We start from the raw sequence: 14,347 nt of genomic DNA on the forward strand, positions 1-14,347 counted from the left end.
CCCGAGCGGTGACCCGGCGCAAAACTTCTGCGCCGGGAAAACGTTTAGACGTGCTTGAATTGGGCGACGTTTTGCGCCGTTATCGGCATCACCCCAGTTTCGACGCGTTCCGGCAGTGGATTGATCCCGGCGGCCTTCCAATCCGGCAAGACCTTCAGTGCGTCCGTGTTCTGCCAGTGCATCATGTGGAAGGCGAGGAAGATCTCGAGGTAGGATTTTTGAGCTACCGCACCGTGGATCGTGCCGTCTTCGATATAGGGCAGCATGTCATCGTTGCGGTCCATCGCGACAATCTTGATGTCCTTGCGACCTGCTTCGGTCACCGCGATGGCTGCGCCTTTGCCGCTGTCGCCGTCCGTACCACCAATGCCAACAATGTCAGGATTGGCCTGGATAGCCTGAAGATAGGCCGTCGGAGCGTATGACGGGTCGGCTTTATCGTTGACGACGTCAACCACCTCAATGTCAGGATATTTCTCTGCAAAGATCTGTTTGTACCCTTCAACACGCTCCAGGGTCGACGGCGCTGGGAATGTACCAAGGATGACTTTTCCCTTTCCACCAATTGCTTCGGCCAGCATCTCTCCACCGACCCGCCCGGCCTGAACGCCGTTGATGCCCAGGAAAGTGGATCGGGGGCTGTCGGGGATGTCGCCAATGCAGCAAGTAACTGGGATGCCAGCTTCGACCGCACGCTCCACGCCGGGCGCTAAGGTCGCGGGATCGCCGGGGAAAATCAGGATGCCAGCGGGGCGGCGGGCGATCAGTTCATCCAGCTGACGTGCCTGTGCGGCCGTGTCGAAGTCCAGCGGACCGGTGAACGTGGCTTTGAAACCCATAAGTTCTTCGAGGTCTTCCATCGCGTTGCGATAATCCACCCAAAACGGCACCTGAGTCACGATAGATAGAAAAACATATTCCTTACCAGCCGCCTGTGCCATGGCTTCTTTCGACAGGATTGGTAGTCCGAAGGCAGCGGCCAATCCTGCGGTTGTGCCCGCTGTCAGAAGCCTGCGCCGATTTACAGTCATCTCAGTCATTATGATCTCCCTTTTGGATGATTAGTAGTTTTCGGTTTCTTTTGATTGAGGTCAGCCCCGTTTACTGCGGATCAGCATGTCCAATGCGACGGCTGAGACGAGCACGCCACCGATGACAATCATTTGCCAGTAGATCGAAACGGCTTGCATGGTCATCGTGTTGTTGATCAAGGCAACGAACACGACGCCGAGGAATGCGCCGAGAATTGTGCCTTCGCCTCCGCGCAACGACGCACCACCGATAACGGCCGCAGCCAGCACCTGCAGTTCGATTCCATTGCCAGCTGTTGGCGTGCCGCTCATCAAGCGGGAGGCCAGCAGGACCCCAGCCAAGGCCGCCAAAACGCCCGTGAGCGCATAAAGGATGATGCGAACGCGTGTTACGTGGATGCCTGAAAGCATCGCAGCTTTTTCATTTGCACCTATGAAGTAGACCTGCCTGAAAAACCGGGTGTGGCGCACTGCCAGGTCAAAAATGATCACCAAAACGAGGGTCAGCAACACGATCACAGGAAAGCCGCCAATGTCGGTCTTGCCAATCCAGCCGAATGATGCGGGCAGACTGGAGACTGAGAAACCCTCGGTCAGAACCAGCGCGATGCCGCGCGCGATCGACATCGTCCCAAGTGTGGCGATCAATGGGTTGATCCCGAGTCCCGTGACAAGCAAACCATTCACAACCCCGATGACGCCGCCAAGAATCAGACCGCAGATCACCGCAAGCGGGATAGGCATGCCAGTCAGCAGCAACATGGCAACAACGGTGGAAGACAGTGCCATGACTGATCCAACCGAAAGATCGAACCCGCCAGACGCCAGCAGGATTGCCATACCGATCACAATGATTGCAGTCGGGGCCATGCCCACAGCCACGGCCCGAAAGTTCGAGAAGCTGAAGAAATAGGGATTGACGTTGGCCATCACGATGATGATCGCGGCGATCAAAACGATTAGCGTCAGCTCACGGATGTCAACGAACGCCTGCAGGATGCGCCGCATAAGTGACCGTTTCTCGGGAATGTTGGCTTGAGCGACCATAGTCACGACGCGACTCCTTTATGTTGGGATGGCTGTGCAGCCGAGCGATTGGCGTTCCCGGCGGCCATTTGCAGAAGTACGCCTTCACTGGCGTCTTCGGCGGCGATGTCGCCCATCAGACGACCCTCGTGAACGACAAGAATGCGCGAGGACAGCGAAACCAATTCCGGAAAATCGGACGACACCACCAGAATCGCCATTCCTTCTGCCGCTTGGCGGAGCAGCTCTGTGTGGATCTGAAATTTCGCGCCCACATCGACGCCTTTCGTAGGTTCTTCTACGATCAGAAGGTCAGGCGTGCGCTTGAGCCATTTGGCCAGCATGATCTTTTGCTGATTTCCTCCCGACAGAGCGCCGACGTCTTCAGTGATCCCACTGGCTTTGACGCTAAATGCATCAATGGCAGCGTTGCTGGCTTTCTTTATTGACGCCTTGCGCATGATGCCCAAGCTCGCGTGTTCAGAAAGACTTGCGGCGATCAGGTTGTCGCTAAGCGATTGCTCGAGAAACAAACCTTCTGTCTTCCGTTCTTCCGGTATAAAACCTACGCCAAAGCGCATGGCATGGCGTAGCGACTTGAGTTTCACGCGCACCCCACGCAACTCGACAATCCCTTCGGCTCCTTGCATCAATCCAACTATCGAGCGGACAATCTCGCTTCGGCGGGCGCCCATTAGCCCGGCCATGCCGACTATTTCGCCGGCCCTAATCGAAAAGGAGATGTCTTCGAATTCACCTGGGTGCGTCAGGCCTTTGACGGTAAGGATATCATTCCCTGAGGTGTTGACTGATCTACAGACGTCACCCGGGTGCCCGCCGCCAATCATTTCCGCAACGACTTGTTCCTGGGAGGTTTCGCTCACCGATAAAGTGCTGATATGGCGTCCGTCCCGCAAAACGGTAATTCGATCGGAAATTCGGAATATCTCGTCCATATGGTGACTGACATAGACAATGCCGATACCCTTTTTTGTAAGCCCGCGAAGTACGTCGAACAACGCGTCCACTTCGTCAGGAGCCAGCGCTGATGTCGGCTCATCCAGCAAAAGGACGCGCGAGTTCAGGGACAGCGCCTTGGCAATTTCTACTATCTGGCGGGAGCTGATTGGCAGGTTGTCGACGGGCAATGAGACGTCGATGTCCAGACCGAACTCTGCCAAAAGCGCTTCGGCCCGGCGGCGCAGTTCCGGCCAGTCGACGACACCCAAACGGGTCGGAGCTCGTCCGGCATAGATGTTTTCAGCGACAGAAAGAGCCCCGGCCAGACTAAGTTCTTGAAACACGCAACTGATGCCAAGCGATTGCGCGTGCGACGGATTCTCAATTCGGCGTTCATTGCCGTCACACAGAATTCTTCCCGCTGACGGTTGATGAAGCCCGTAGAGCAGACCCAAGCACGTGGATTTGCCTGCTCCGTTTTCACCGCAAAGCGCATGCACTTCACCTGGGCGCAGTTCGAATTCCAAATGATTAAGAACAACGTTTGCACCGAAGCTTTTGCTAACCGCATCCAATCGGATCAGGGGTGGCGTGTTCCTCGGATCAAGAATCGAAACTGACGTCATTGTGTTCCTCCCAACGCTTGATTGACATCTGAGATATCAGATGTCAAATACTTTATGGAGAAGCTAAGGACGGCATGAAGAAGGGCAGCCCTTCGCAGGACTGCCCCTTGAAACGAGTTAGCGTTGATTAGGAGGCCTTGGCGCCCTTAAGTACGATCGAAGCACTTTCATAGGCCTGCCGAGTTCGATCAATGTGCTCCACCAGAAGCAATTTAATCTTCGCCATATCACCTTGACGCACCGCGACCGCGATTTTCTGATGTTCTTCGAATGAAAGCTCAGTGTGCTGCGGTAGCTTGGATAAATGGGTCCGCAATGCGGCGATCTTACCAATGTAGCGCGTATAGCTCGCGGTCAGATAATCGTTCCCGGCGTGCTCAAAGATCAATTGGTGAAAAGCGGTATCCAGAGCCAGGTACTCTCTTTCATCGCGTCGGGATCGCGCGCGCGCCATGTCTTTCACAACCCGCGCCATGCCATCGGCCAACCCCTTAGGGTCCCTTGATAGAGCCAATTCAAATGCGGCTGTCTCGATGGCCTGCCTAAAGTCACAGATTTGCGTTACTTCAGACTCGGAAAGTGAGAACACACGCGCGCCTTTTTGCGGTTCGATACTGACGAGTCCTTCATCGCGCAGTTGGGCTAATGCTTCGCGAACCGGCGATTTGGAGACACCAAGTTCCTCCGATATCTTACGCTCAGACAGAATCTGACCCATCTTTAACGAGCCGTCGATGATACTGTTTCTCAAATGCTCCAAGGCAAGTTCTCGGAGAGATTTGGGTCGTTCCAAGGTCATAACTGGAGTCTCCAAAAAAAATGTGTTGCATGACAAAAGATATCTGATACACCAGATAAGGCAAGCTGGAATATCAGATATCAGATTAACTGGAGAGGAGCCAGTTTGAAATGCGTGCAGAGTTAGTTCTTGATTGCAGGAATGAGCATGGGGAAGGGATCTTCTGGAACCCTGCCGATGAACTTGTCTGGTGGACTGATATCGAAGGCTGCGCGCTTTGGTCTTACGATCCGTCGACTTTGAAGAGCGTCAAACACTCTATGACAGAGCGTGTATGCTGTTTTGCTCCGCGCGCCACAGGGGGGTGGGTCGTTGCCTTTGCTGATCGGGTCGTTCTGCTTGATCTGGACACGAACATGGAAACGCTTGTTGCCCGCTTCGAACCCAATAACGCAGAGACGCGACTGAACGACGGACGGACAGATCGGCAGGGAAGGCTGATCGTCGGTGGGATGAACGAGGTGTCCGGAGCCCACGATTCGTCAGTCTTGTGCATCGACACAGACCTGTCCGTGCGGACAATCATCGAAAAGGTGTCTTGTGCAAACTCTGCCTGTTTTGCCCCAGATGGCGGAACGATGTTTTTTGCGGATACACCAGACCGGGAAATCGTAGCCTTTGATTACGACACCGCCAATGGTTCGGTTTCTGACCGACGCATTCACGCTTCATTCAAGGACGAACCGGGGCTGCCCGACGGGTCCTGTGTCGATGCCGAAGGTGGTGTCTGGAACGCCGAGTGGGAAGGTCGCCGCGTTGTTCGCGTAGCCCCGAACGGCGCGATTGACCGGGTCATAGAAACTCCTGTCTGGAAGCCCACCTGCTGTGCCTTTGGTGGCCCGGAACTCGACACGCTCTTCATTACGACTTCACGCCTGATGAGTGACGAGGACGCTCTATCAAGAGAACCGGAATCTGGCGGCTTGTTCGCAGTCAAACCCGGCGTTTGCGGCGTGCTCGACACGCCATTCAACGGATAACGGAAAATTTCTGGAGGAGAATAAAATGCTGAAAACACTTATGAATACGACTATGGCCGCTGGTTTCGCCGTGCTCGCGTCTGTCGTCCATGCGGAAGACTATCCGACACCTGTCCCGCTCGAAGAGGGAGCGCAGGCTCCGATTGATGCGATTGCTCCAAAAAACGAAAAGTTCCGCATCGCCTACATGCCGCCCGCAACCGAGTTCAACTACTACATCGCAATTGGCGAGGGTATCAAAGCGGTTGCGGCTGAAGCGGGCGTTGAAGTCTTCATGTTGGCCCCACAATCGGGTGCTGACATCAACGGCCAAATGGGCATGATCCAGGACGTGCTTACCCAGGATGTGGATGCGATCATCTTTGGCACCCACGATGAATTTGCTGCCGCACCCCTTCTCAAGCAAGCGGTCGACAAGGGTATGGCCGTTTTGATGATCAACTCGGATATCCCGAACTTTCCGACGCCGATCCACGGTGTGGTCGGATACTCTCAGCGAAACGGCACACACAATATCGCCGATTGGGCCATCAAGAATTACGGCGACAAACCTCTGAAGGTTGGCATCATTGAAGGTCAGCCCGGGTACCACTCGACCGAGCGTGTTGGCGGTTTTCTCGACGGTATCGACGGCAACGAAAACTTCGAAGTGGTCGTGTCCATTGACGGCAAGTGGAATGTCGAAGGTGGCAATACCGCTGGTATGGATATCCTACAGTCGCATCCCGACCTCGACATGATCTTTGCTGCAAATGACTACATGATCATCGGGGCATCGTTTGCAGCCAAGGCGCTCGGGCGCTCCGACATTGTTCTGCTCGGCAACGATGGCGATACCTCGGGTCTGGAGGAAATCGCAGCGGGCAACATTACTGCGACCGTCAATACCTCGCCGTTCCTTATGGGGCGGGCGGCTATGCAGGCGACGATTGATGCACTGAACGGAACTTATCCCGGAGGATGGATCGAAACGCCAACCTCCATCGAAGATAAAGACGGTGCTGTGGCCGTGCTAAAGGAGCCTGAAAAGCTCTTCCCGCAGCCGTCTAAAGAATACTGAGCGTTCTCCCTGCTCCTCGGTGGCATCTTCGTGTGCTGCCGGGGGCGCAAATAAGCTAAGTTTCCCGTTCAAGTTGAGGCCCCCAAGATGACAACAGAAATGCCCCTTTGGGAGTTTGTCGATATCACCAAGGCCTATCCCGGCGTTTTGGCGAATGACAAAGTCTGTATCAAGCTTATGCCCGGCTCGATCCATGGGCTGCTTGGCGAGAATGGCTGCGGCAAGTCCACGATGATTAAGACGCTGTCCGGCGTGCAGCAACCTGACAGCGGCCGGATTCTTCACAACGGGCAACCGGTGACAGTCGGTGACCCACAGGTCGCACGCGATTTGGGCATAGCAACGGTGTTTCAGGAGTTCTCGATCGTTCCAACACTGTCTGTTGGCGAGAACATATTCTTGGGCAACATGCCCCGGTCGAGATTGGGGGTAATTGAGTGGGGTAAGGTGCACGACGAAGCCGCCCGTGTTTTGGCAGAGATGGACGTCGATGTTTCACCCAATGCCATCACCGGCACGCTTTCAGTGGGTGAGCAGCAGCTTGTCGAGATTGCCAAGGCTATTGCGATGGACGCCCGTATGATCATCCTCGACGAGCCCACGGCTGCGCTGGGCGAGGACGAGATCGAACGCCTGCACCAGTTGTTGCGCAACATGCGCAGCCGCGGAACAGCTATTCTTTATGTCTCTCATCGCTTGGATGAGGTGGAGCGGATCGTCGACGAAGTAACGATCCTTCGCAATGGGCGCGTCGTGCGAGCCAGTGGCGAGACGGAAATCAACGTCTCTGAAATTGTCAGCGCCATGGTCGGGGAAGACATAGGTGAGCATTACCCAAAAGAGCAGAACGCAACCGACGAAGTCGTTCTCGAAGCGAGCGGGCTTGCAACCAATGCTGGAGTGACGGATGCATCCTTTGCACTCCACAAAGGTGAAGTGCTTGGCCTGGGCGGCGTGTTGGGAAGCGGGCGCACAGAAATCGCACGTGCCTTGTTTGGAACAGATGAGGTTATTGCCGGTCAGGTAACGTTAAAGGGCAATCCAGTCAGGTTCGGCCGAGAAATCGACGCGATCCGCGCTGGTTTGGCCTTGGTTCCGGAGAACCGCAAATATGATGGCTTGTTCTTCAATTTCCGGGCCAGCGGCAACATTACCGCAGCGTCGCTTGGCGGTCTCAGCCGACTTGGCGTTTTGGACCTTAAGGCTGAGGAACACGCCACACACGACCTGATCCGCGATCTGGAGATTTCGACCCAAGCTGAGGAAAAGACGGTCAACTTCCTTTCTGGAGGGAACCAGCAGAAGATCGTAATCGCGCGTTGGCTGTTCTCAGATTCGGAGATATTGATCCTTGATGAACCCACGCAAGGGATCGATATCGGCGCCAAGATCGCGGTCTACAAGCTGATAAACAAACTGACCCGCGCGGGTAAATCCATCATCCTGATCAGTTCAGACCACGATGAGCTTCTGGCGATGAGCGATCGGATCGCAATCGTTCAGCACGGCACGATCACGCGCACCGTGGATGCGTCGGAACTGACCCATGATGACCTGGTTCGGGCCTCCGCCGACACCCCACATCTCAAGCCTGAGGAGGTTTTCGCATGAAGCGGATCTTTGACACTCAATTGATCGGACCCTTCGCGGCCATGGTGATCGTCGCCCTGATTGTTGCTCTCACAACTGAGCGGTTTCTGAATCCGGGAAATCTTTCGAACCTTTCCTTGCAGGTCAGCATCGTGGCGCTCATTGCCATCGGTTCTACGATCGTGATTTTCGCCGCCGGCATCGATTTGAGCTCCGGTTCCATGGTGGCTTTGCTGACCATGATCCTTGCTCAAATGCTGAAGTTCCTTGGCATTCCGCTTGTGCTGGCACTCCCGCTTATCCTTTTCGCCGGTGGATTGCTGGGGCTCTTCATTGGCTTGATTACAGCTTACGGACGCATACCGTCGTTTATTACCACACTGGCAGCGCTGATCGCATTCCGTGGTCTCGCACTGACGTTCAACAATGGCTCACCGATCTTTTCGCTCGATCCCGCGCTTGAGCCAATCTTTTACGGTAAGTTGTTTGGCATTCCGCTGCCCTTCTTCTATCTCGTTTTCTTCTATGCACTTGCGGCATTTGCGATGAATTTTACAAAGCTGGGCCGCGAAATTTATGCCGTTGGCGGCAACCCGGCCGCCGCCGTTCTGACCGGCATCAACGTGCGCAAGGTGCAGACAACAACGTTTGTTATTGCAGGGTTCATGACCGCCGTAGGCGCGATCCTGATGTCAGCACGCTTGAACTCTGGCTCCCCTAATTATGGGCAAACGCTTGAACTGCAGGCGATAGCCGCAGCAGTGGTCGGAGGTGCCAGTCTCGCTGGAGGGCGCGGCAACATCCTCGCCACTCTGATGGGAGCCATGACCATCGTGATTGTCCAGAACGGCCTGAACCTGAATGCAGCACCGTCATCTGTTCAGAATATCGTGCTGGGACTGATCATCCTTCTGGCCGTTGGCATCGACATGTGGCGGGCTGAGATTTCTGCCATGATGGCGCGCATTTTTGGGCGCGCGTCGCCCGCTCAGACATCCAGTGTGAAAAAGGGAGCATGACATGGACCTTGGGCTGAAAGGCAAGCTTGTACTCGTCACCGGCTCTGGCTCTGGTATCGGGAAGGCGACTGCGAAAGTCTATTTGCAGGAAGGAGCACGTGTCATTGTTCACGGCCTGACGGAGACCGAAGTGAGTGCATGCGTGGACGACCTTGCCACCTTGGGCGACGTCACAGGGATGGCAGCGGATCTGACGAGCACGACTGACTCAAGCGCACTGGCAGAGTTCGCGCAAATGCAGGGTGATGTTGATGTCCTGGTTAACAATGTCGGCATCTTTTCGGTCAAAGCATTCGAAGACCTGACCGATGAGGACTGGATGCACTATTTTAACATCAACGTCCTGTCTGCAGTTCGGATGAGCCGGGTTTTTCTGCCTGCTATGCTAAAACGCGGCATTGGGTCGATCATCAACATGGCAAGTGAAGCAGCGGTAAAGCCTCTACCTCAGATGGTGCACTATTCAGTCACTAAAACTGCCATGTTAGGTCTCACCCGTGGCATGGCAGAGCTCACCAAGGGTACGCAGGTACGGGTTAACTCCGTCCTGCCCGGTCCGACATGGACCGAAGGGGTAGAGGTTTATTTTGATGGTCTTGCAGCTCAAAAAGGCGAACCGCTCGACACAATCGTGGACAACTACTTCAAGTCGGACGAGCCCACCTCGCTGATCCAGCGGTTCGTTCAACCGGACGAAGTCGCCCGCATGATCGTCACGATCTCGGCCAGTACCGCCTCCAATGGTTCTGCGCATCGGATCGAAGGCGGCATCATTCGCAACATTCTCTGACATTCAAACACAGGAGCCTATCATGGTCGCACTTACATTCTCTCACATCGGCATCACGGTTCCGGATCTGGAAAAGGCCGTGGAATTTTATTCCAAGGCGTTTGATCTATACGTGCTGATGGAGCCCACAGAAATCCTCCATGACGAAAGCGCCATCGGCCAGATGTGCGACGACGTCTTTGGCGAAGGTTGGGGCAAATTCCGTATCGCACACCTATCGATGGGCGACGGCGTTGGTATCGAGCTATTCGAATTTCCCAAGACGATCGAAGAAGAACGCCCGTTTGAGTATTGGCGCCGGGGTCTGTTTCACTTCTGTGTGCAGGATGCGGACCTGGAGGGGCGGATCAAAATTATCGAAGAATTGGGCGGTCGCCAGCGCATGGAACAGGTGCGCAAGTATTACCCGGGCGAAAAGCCATATCGCATGGTCTACATGGAAGACCCGTTTGGCAACATTTTCGAACTCTACAGCCACTCGTACGAGTTGACATATTCGGCAGGCGCCTATGTCTGATCAGCCGACATTCGTTCCACGGACGGATCGGCCGATGGTCGTGATCGCCGACTACGACTTTGGCAATGTCGATGTGGAAACCGAGATCCTCGAAGCGGCCGGTGCCGAAGTCATCGCGCTTCAGGCCAAATCCGAAGAGGACCTTTTTGAGGTCGCGCCGCACTGCGCTGCGATGATGAACCAATATGCCAAGGTAGGGCAGCAAACGATCACGCGGATGGAACGCTGTGAAGTGATCGCGCGCTATGGTGTTGGTGTCGATATTGTCGATGTCGGCACGGCCACCGAACGGGGCATTCTGGTGACCAATGTGCAAAACTACTGCACCGAAGAGGTCGCGGATCACGCGATCTCCCTGTGGCTTACACTTGCCCGCAAATTGCCAGACTACGACCGAGCAACGCATGCGGGGATCTGGCAATGGCAAAGTGGGCAACCGGTTTTTCGGTTGCGCGGACGCACAATGGGTGTCGTGTCGTTGGGCAAGATCGGACAGGCCATTGTGACACGGGCACAGTCCTTCGGCGTCAATGTCATCGCCTATGACCCCTTTCTGCCAGCAAATGTCGCGGCGTCGCTGGGGGTGGAGTTGGTTTCCAAGGCTGATCTTCTGGCACGCTCCGACTATGTCCTGATGCAGGCGCCTATGACGCCTGACACACATCATTTCTTGTCGGATGCGGAGTTTGCTTCGATGAAATCGGGCGCAATCCTGGTGAACACGGGTCGTGGTCCAACCGTGGACAACAAGGCCCTCTACCGGGCTCTGACCAACGGCCACCTGGCCGCCGCCGGCCTCGATGACCCCGAAGAAGAACCGGCCAAGCGCGCCAATTGGAGCCCGGATGACAACCCGCTCTTCGCGTTGCCCAACGTGCTCGTGACACCACACGCCGCCTACTACTCCGAAGAATCCATACGTGCCGCCCGGGTCACCGCTGCAACGCAGGTGGCCAAGGTGCTCACAGGGCAAAAGCCAGACTACACGGTCAATGCCGAGGCATTGGCCGCAACACCCGCATAACAGGAGACAAGAATGCCAGACGTTAGTAGTGACCTTAGGGTCTTCAATGACTTTGAACGAAACCCGGATCTGCTCAAGAAATTCGACAAGGTGCTTGAGGCCTATTCAGCAGCAGCCATCTTTGCCGATGTTCAGTACCGCACCGGTGTGATGGACAGCGCTATCAAACCCGCATTTCGCGCCAAGGTTACGGGCCAGGCCGTCACTGTGCAGCTTTCCAAAGGCGACCTCGTTGACCCTCTGAAAGCCTTGGAGATGGGCCAACCCGGCGATGTGATCGTTGTGGATGCGGGCGGCGACGTCAATACGTCGGTCTGCGGCGGGCTCATGGGTGGGCTGGCGCAGAATCGGGGCATTCGCGGCATGATCGTAGATGGTACGGGACGCGATACGGACGAATTGGAAGACATCAACTGGCCCATCTGGGCACGGGCGATCACCCCGCGCGGAACGCACACGATGTTTTCTGGACGCAAGGACGAGCTTTCGATCAACGTGCCGATTGCCTGTGGTGGCGTGGTCGTAAACCCGGGGGACTTCATCGTGGCCGATTTGATGGGCGTGGTCGTGGTTCCACAGGAACTGGCCGAAGAAACCGTGCGCCTTGCCCAGGAACAGGCTGACCGCGAAGAAGAAACCCGCAAGTGGGTCGCCAAGGGAAAAACCGTCGAGGATCTTTTAAATGAATTCGGTCGTATCTGAACCAGCCCTTATCGGTGTCGATTGGGGAACGTCTTCTCTCCGTGCTTTTCTTATTGGTGCGGAGGGTGAGGTCATTGACGGTGTCTCTTCACCCGAAGGCATCATGCAGGTTTCTGGAAAGACCTTCGAGGCGGTCCTTGATCGTCTCATTGGTCCTTGGGTTGCTCAGATTGATCTGCCGATCCTTGCATCTGGCATGATAACCAGCCGGAACGGATGGGTTGAAACGCCCTATGCCGAAATGCCGCTTAGCGCTTGTGGTCTTGCGCGGGCTTTGGTGCCACATGATGCCGATAGCGGAGCCCGGATTCACTTTGTGACGGGTGCATCTATCGAGCACGCGGGCGGCCCGGACGTGATGCGCGGCGAGGAGACGCAGATTATTGGCGCGTCCGCGCTTGGCCTGAACGACGGTACTTTCGTAATGCCGGGCACGCACAGCAAATGGGTCCAAGTTGCGGATGGGCAGATCGTGGATTTCTCGACCTATATGACGGGCGAGATCTTCGCAGCTCTCAAGGGGCACACGATCCTTGGCACGTTGATGGAGGATCACGACTTTGACGTAGCTGCCTTTGAAACCGGCGTAGCTGCGGGCCTCGAAGGGGGTTCTAATCTATTGCACAATTTGTTTCACGTTCGGACCCTTCCACTCATGGGCAAAATCCCCAAGGTCGCTACGGCTGATTACTTGTCCGGCCTTCTGATAGGTGCGGAGGTTGCGGCTGCGACCCGCGCTGTCGAAAACATCGGCACCGTCACCCTTGTCGGACGCAGCGACCTGTCAGACCGCTATGATATTGCCCTACGGGCCGCGCGGCTGGAAACCCGCCGAGCGCCGGATGATATCGTCGCCAAAGGGCATTTTCTTATTGCCCGCGCAGCGGGGCTTTTGGGATGATCGACCTCACCGCGGCGCTGACCGAAAACCCACTGATTGCAATCTTGCGCGGACTGGAACCAGAAAACGCGTTACCAGTTGCGGGTGAGCTGATTGAGGCCGCCTTTCGTATCGTCGAAGTTCCGCTGAACTCTCCAGATCCGCTGGATTCGATCGCTCGAATTGCCAAGCATTATGGCTCGCAAGCCGTCGTAGGGGCAGGCACAGTCCTGACCGCTGAGCAAGTCGCCGCGGTTGCTGATGCAGGCGGGCGGATCATAGTCTCACCGAACATGAACCCGGATGTGGGGCGTGCCGCGGTTGCGCGGGGTCTATTTTGGTGTCCGGGCGTGGTGACCCCGTCCGAGGCCTTTGCCGCCTTGGATCTTGGTGCCTCTGTTCTAAAGTTCTTTCCAGCTGAGATGGTGCCGCCGACCGCTATCGCCGCCATGCGTGCGATTTTGCCCCAAGAGGCTGTCATTGCTACGGTGGGGGGGATCACACCTGAAACAATGGCCGCGTACCAGGCAGCCGGGACAAACGGGTTCGGATTGGGATCGGCCCTGTTCAAGCCGGGCCGTGCATTGGATGATATTGGCGCACGTGCGCGTGCTTTCACCCAAGCACTGAAAGATCAAAGATGAAACAAGCCATTGTCACCGGAGGCACCCGAGGTATCGGCGCGGGTGTGGCGCGGTCGCTTGCCGATGCTGGTTGGTCCGTTATCGCCGCATCCGTGTCGGACTCCGAGCTGGATGCCTTTGCTCCTCAGGCCGGGATAACAACACAGCTTCTCGATGTGACAGATCAGGCTTCGGTCGATGCTGTGTTCGGCAACCTCAGGCGCCTCGACGCTTTGGTGAACTGCGCGGGGATTCTGCTCAGGGGTGAAGAATATGATATCGACGTCTTTGCCAGGGTTCTTGATGTAAACCTGACCGGGACGATGCGCTGCTGCCTCGCCGCGCAACCGCTTTTGGTCAAGCAGGGTGGGGCAATCGTTAACACCGCGTCCATGCTCAGCACTTTTGGCGGCCCACTGGTCCCGGCCTATTCCGCCTCAAAAGGTGGGGTCGCACAACTCACCAAGGCATTGGCAGGTCGCTGGGCCGAAGACGGCGTCAGAGTAAATGCCATTGCGCCGGGCTGGATCGAGACGGAAATGACCCAAGGTCTTCGGGAGGACCCGGAACGGACCGAAGGGATCATGGCGCGTACGCCGATGAAACGATGGGGTAAACCTGAAGAGGTTGGAGCGCTTGTACGCTGGCTTCTGAGTGAAGATGCCAGCTTTGTCACCGGGTCGGTTTATCCGGTCGACGGTGGCTATCTGGCAATGTGAG

At 56.0% G+C, this 14,347-nt stretch carries 15 protein-coding genes; 11 read left to right on the top strand and 4 right to left on the bottom strand.

Annotated elements, in window-relative coordinates:
- Nucleotides 1–44: 44 nt before the first annotated feature.
- The 4 genes from QMP16_RS15420 to QMP16_RS15435 all read right to left on the bottom strand — a co-directional run bounded on the left by QMP16_RS15420 (nt 45) and on the right by QMP16_RS15435 (nt 4,442).
- Entirely contained in the window at nt 45–1,040 is a 996-nt protein-coding gene (locus QMP16_RS15420) for a substrate-binding domain-containing protein (protein ID WP_282153101.1), read from the bottom strand.
- Nucleotides 1,041–1,091: 51 nt separating this feature from the next.
- Nucleotides 1,092–2,078, bottom strand: a complete 987-nt coding sequence (locus tag QMP16_RS15425; protein WP_282153206.1) for an ABC transporter permease — start codon at nt 2,076–2,078, stop codon at nt 1,092–1,094.
- Nucleotides 2,079–2,080: 2 nt separating this feature from the next.
- Nucleotides 2,081–3,643, bottom strand: coding sequence for a sugar ABC transporter ATP-binding protein (locus QMP16_RS15430; protein WP_282153102.1), 1,563 nt, complete (start codon nt 3,641–3,643; stop codon nt 2,081–2,083).
- Between the two features lie 127 nt (nt 3,644–3,770).
- Nucleotides 3,771–4,442, bottom strand: coding sequence for a GntR family transcriptional regulator (locus tag QMP16_RS15435; protein ID WP_282153103.1), 672 nt, complete (start codon nt 4,440–4,442; stop codon nt 3,771–3,773).
- Nucleotides 4,443–4,552: 110 nt separating this feature from the next.
- Here QMP16_RS15435 and QMP16_RS15440 point away from each other — a divergent pair, with 110 nt between their 5' ends.
- From QMP16_RS15440 to QMP16_RS15490, 11 genes are all read left to right on the top strand, one after another.
- Nucleotides 4,553–5,422: an SMP-30/gluconolactonase/LRE family protein gene (locus tag QMP16_RS15440; RefSeq protein WP_282153104.1), complete on the top strand. Its 870-nt coding sequence runs from the start codon at nt 4,553–4,555 to the stop codon at nt 5,420–5,422.
- 25 nt (nt 5,423–5,447) lie between these two features.
- Entirely contained in the window at nt 5,448–6,482 is a 1,035-nt protein-coding gene (locus QMP16_RS15445) for a sugar ABC transporter substrate-binding protein (RefSeq protein WP_282153105.1), read from the top strand.
- Nucleotides 6,483–6,569: 87 nt separating this feature from the next.
- The gene (locus QMP16_RS15450) at nt 6,570–8,093 is read left to right on the top strand and encodes a sugar ABC transporter ATP-binding protein (RefSeq protein ID WP_282153106.1); all 1,524 of its coding nucleotides are present in this window, start codon (nt 6,570–6,572) and stop codon (nt 8,091–8,093) included.
- A complete protein-coding gene (locus tag QMP16_RS15455; protein WP_282153107.1) occupies nt 8,090–9,091 on the top strand; it encodes an ABC transporter permease in 1,002 nt (333 codons plus the stop codon). Before QMP16_RS15450 ends, QMP16_RS15455 begins: the two co-directional genes overlap by 4 nt.
- A gap of 1 nt (nt 9,092) precedes the next feature.
- Nucleotides 9,093–9,881, top strand: a complete 789-nt coding sequence (locus tag QMP16_RS15460) for an SDR family NAD(P)-dependent oxidoreductase (protein WP_282153108.1) — start codon at nt 9,093–9,095, stop codon at nt 9,879–9,881.
- 22 nt (nt 9,882–9,903) lie between these two features.
- Complete coding sequence (locus QMP16_RS15465; RefSeq protein WP_058275454.1) at nt 9,904–10,398, top strand: lactoylglutathione lyase family protein; 495 nt, start codon at nt 9,904–9,906, stop codon at nt 10,396–10,398.
- Entirely contained in the window at nt 10,391–11,422 is a 1,032-nt protein-coding gene (locus QMP16_RS15470; protein ID WP_282153109.1) for a C-terminal binding protein, read from the top strand. The genes QMP16_RS15465 and QMP16_RS15470 overlap by 8 nt, the downstream gene beginning before the upstream one ends.
- Nucleotides 11,423–11,434: 12 nt before the next feature.
- Complete coding sequence (locus QMP16_RS15475; RefSeq protein ID WP_282153110.1) at nt 11,435–12,124, top strand: RraA family protein; 690 nt, start codon at nt 11,435–11,437, stop codon at nt 12,122–12,124.
- Complete coding sequence (locus QMP16_RS15480; protein WP_282153111.1) at nt 12,105–13,025, top strand: 2-dehydro-3-deoxygalactonokinase; 921 nt, start codon at nt 12,105–12,107, stop codon at nt 13,023–13,025. Before QMP16_RS15475 ends, QMP16_RS15480 begins: the two co-directional genes overlap by 20 nt.
- Nucleotides 13,022–13,648 (top strand): 2-dehydro-3-deoxy-6-phosphogalactonate aldolase, encoded by a 627-nt coding sequence (locus tag QMP16_RS15485; protein WP_282153112.1) that lies wholly within the window; start codon nt 13,022–13,024, stop codon nt 13,646–13,648. The genes QMP16_RS15480 and QMP16_RS15485 overlap by 4 nt, the downstream gene beginning before the upstream one ends.
- Nucleotides 13,645–14,346, top strand: a complete 702-nt coding sequence (locus tag QMP16_RS15490; RefSeq protein ID WP_282153113.1) for an SDR family NAD(P)-dependent oxidoreductase — start codon at nt 13,645–13,647, stop codon at nt 14,344–14,346. Before QMP16_RS15485 ends, QMP16_RS15490 begins: the two co-directional genes overlap by 4 nt.
- The last annotated feature ends 1 nt before the right edge of the window (nt 14,347 follow it).

Origin of the sequence: Ruegeria atlantica (assembly GCF_947495585.1) — a bacterium.
Lineage (GTDB): Bacteria > Pseudomonadota > Alphaproteobacteria > Rhodobacterales > Rhodobacteraceae > Ruegeria > Ruegeria atlantica_G.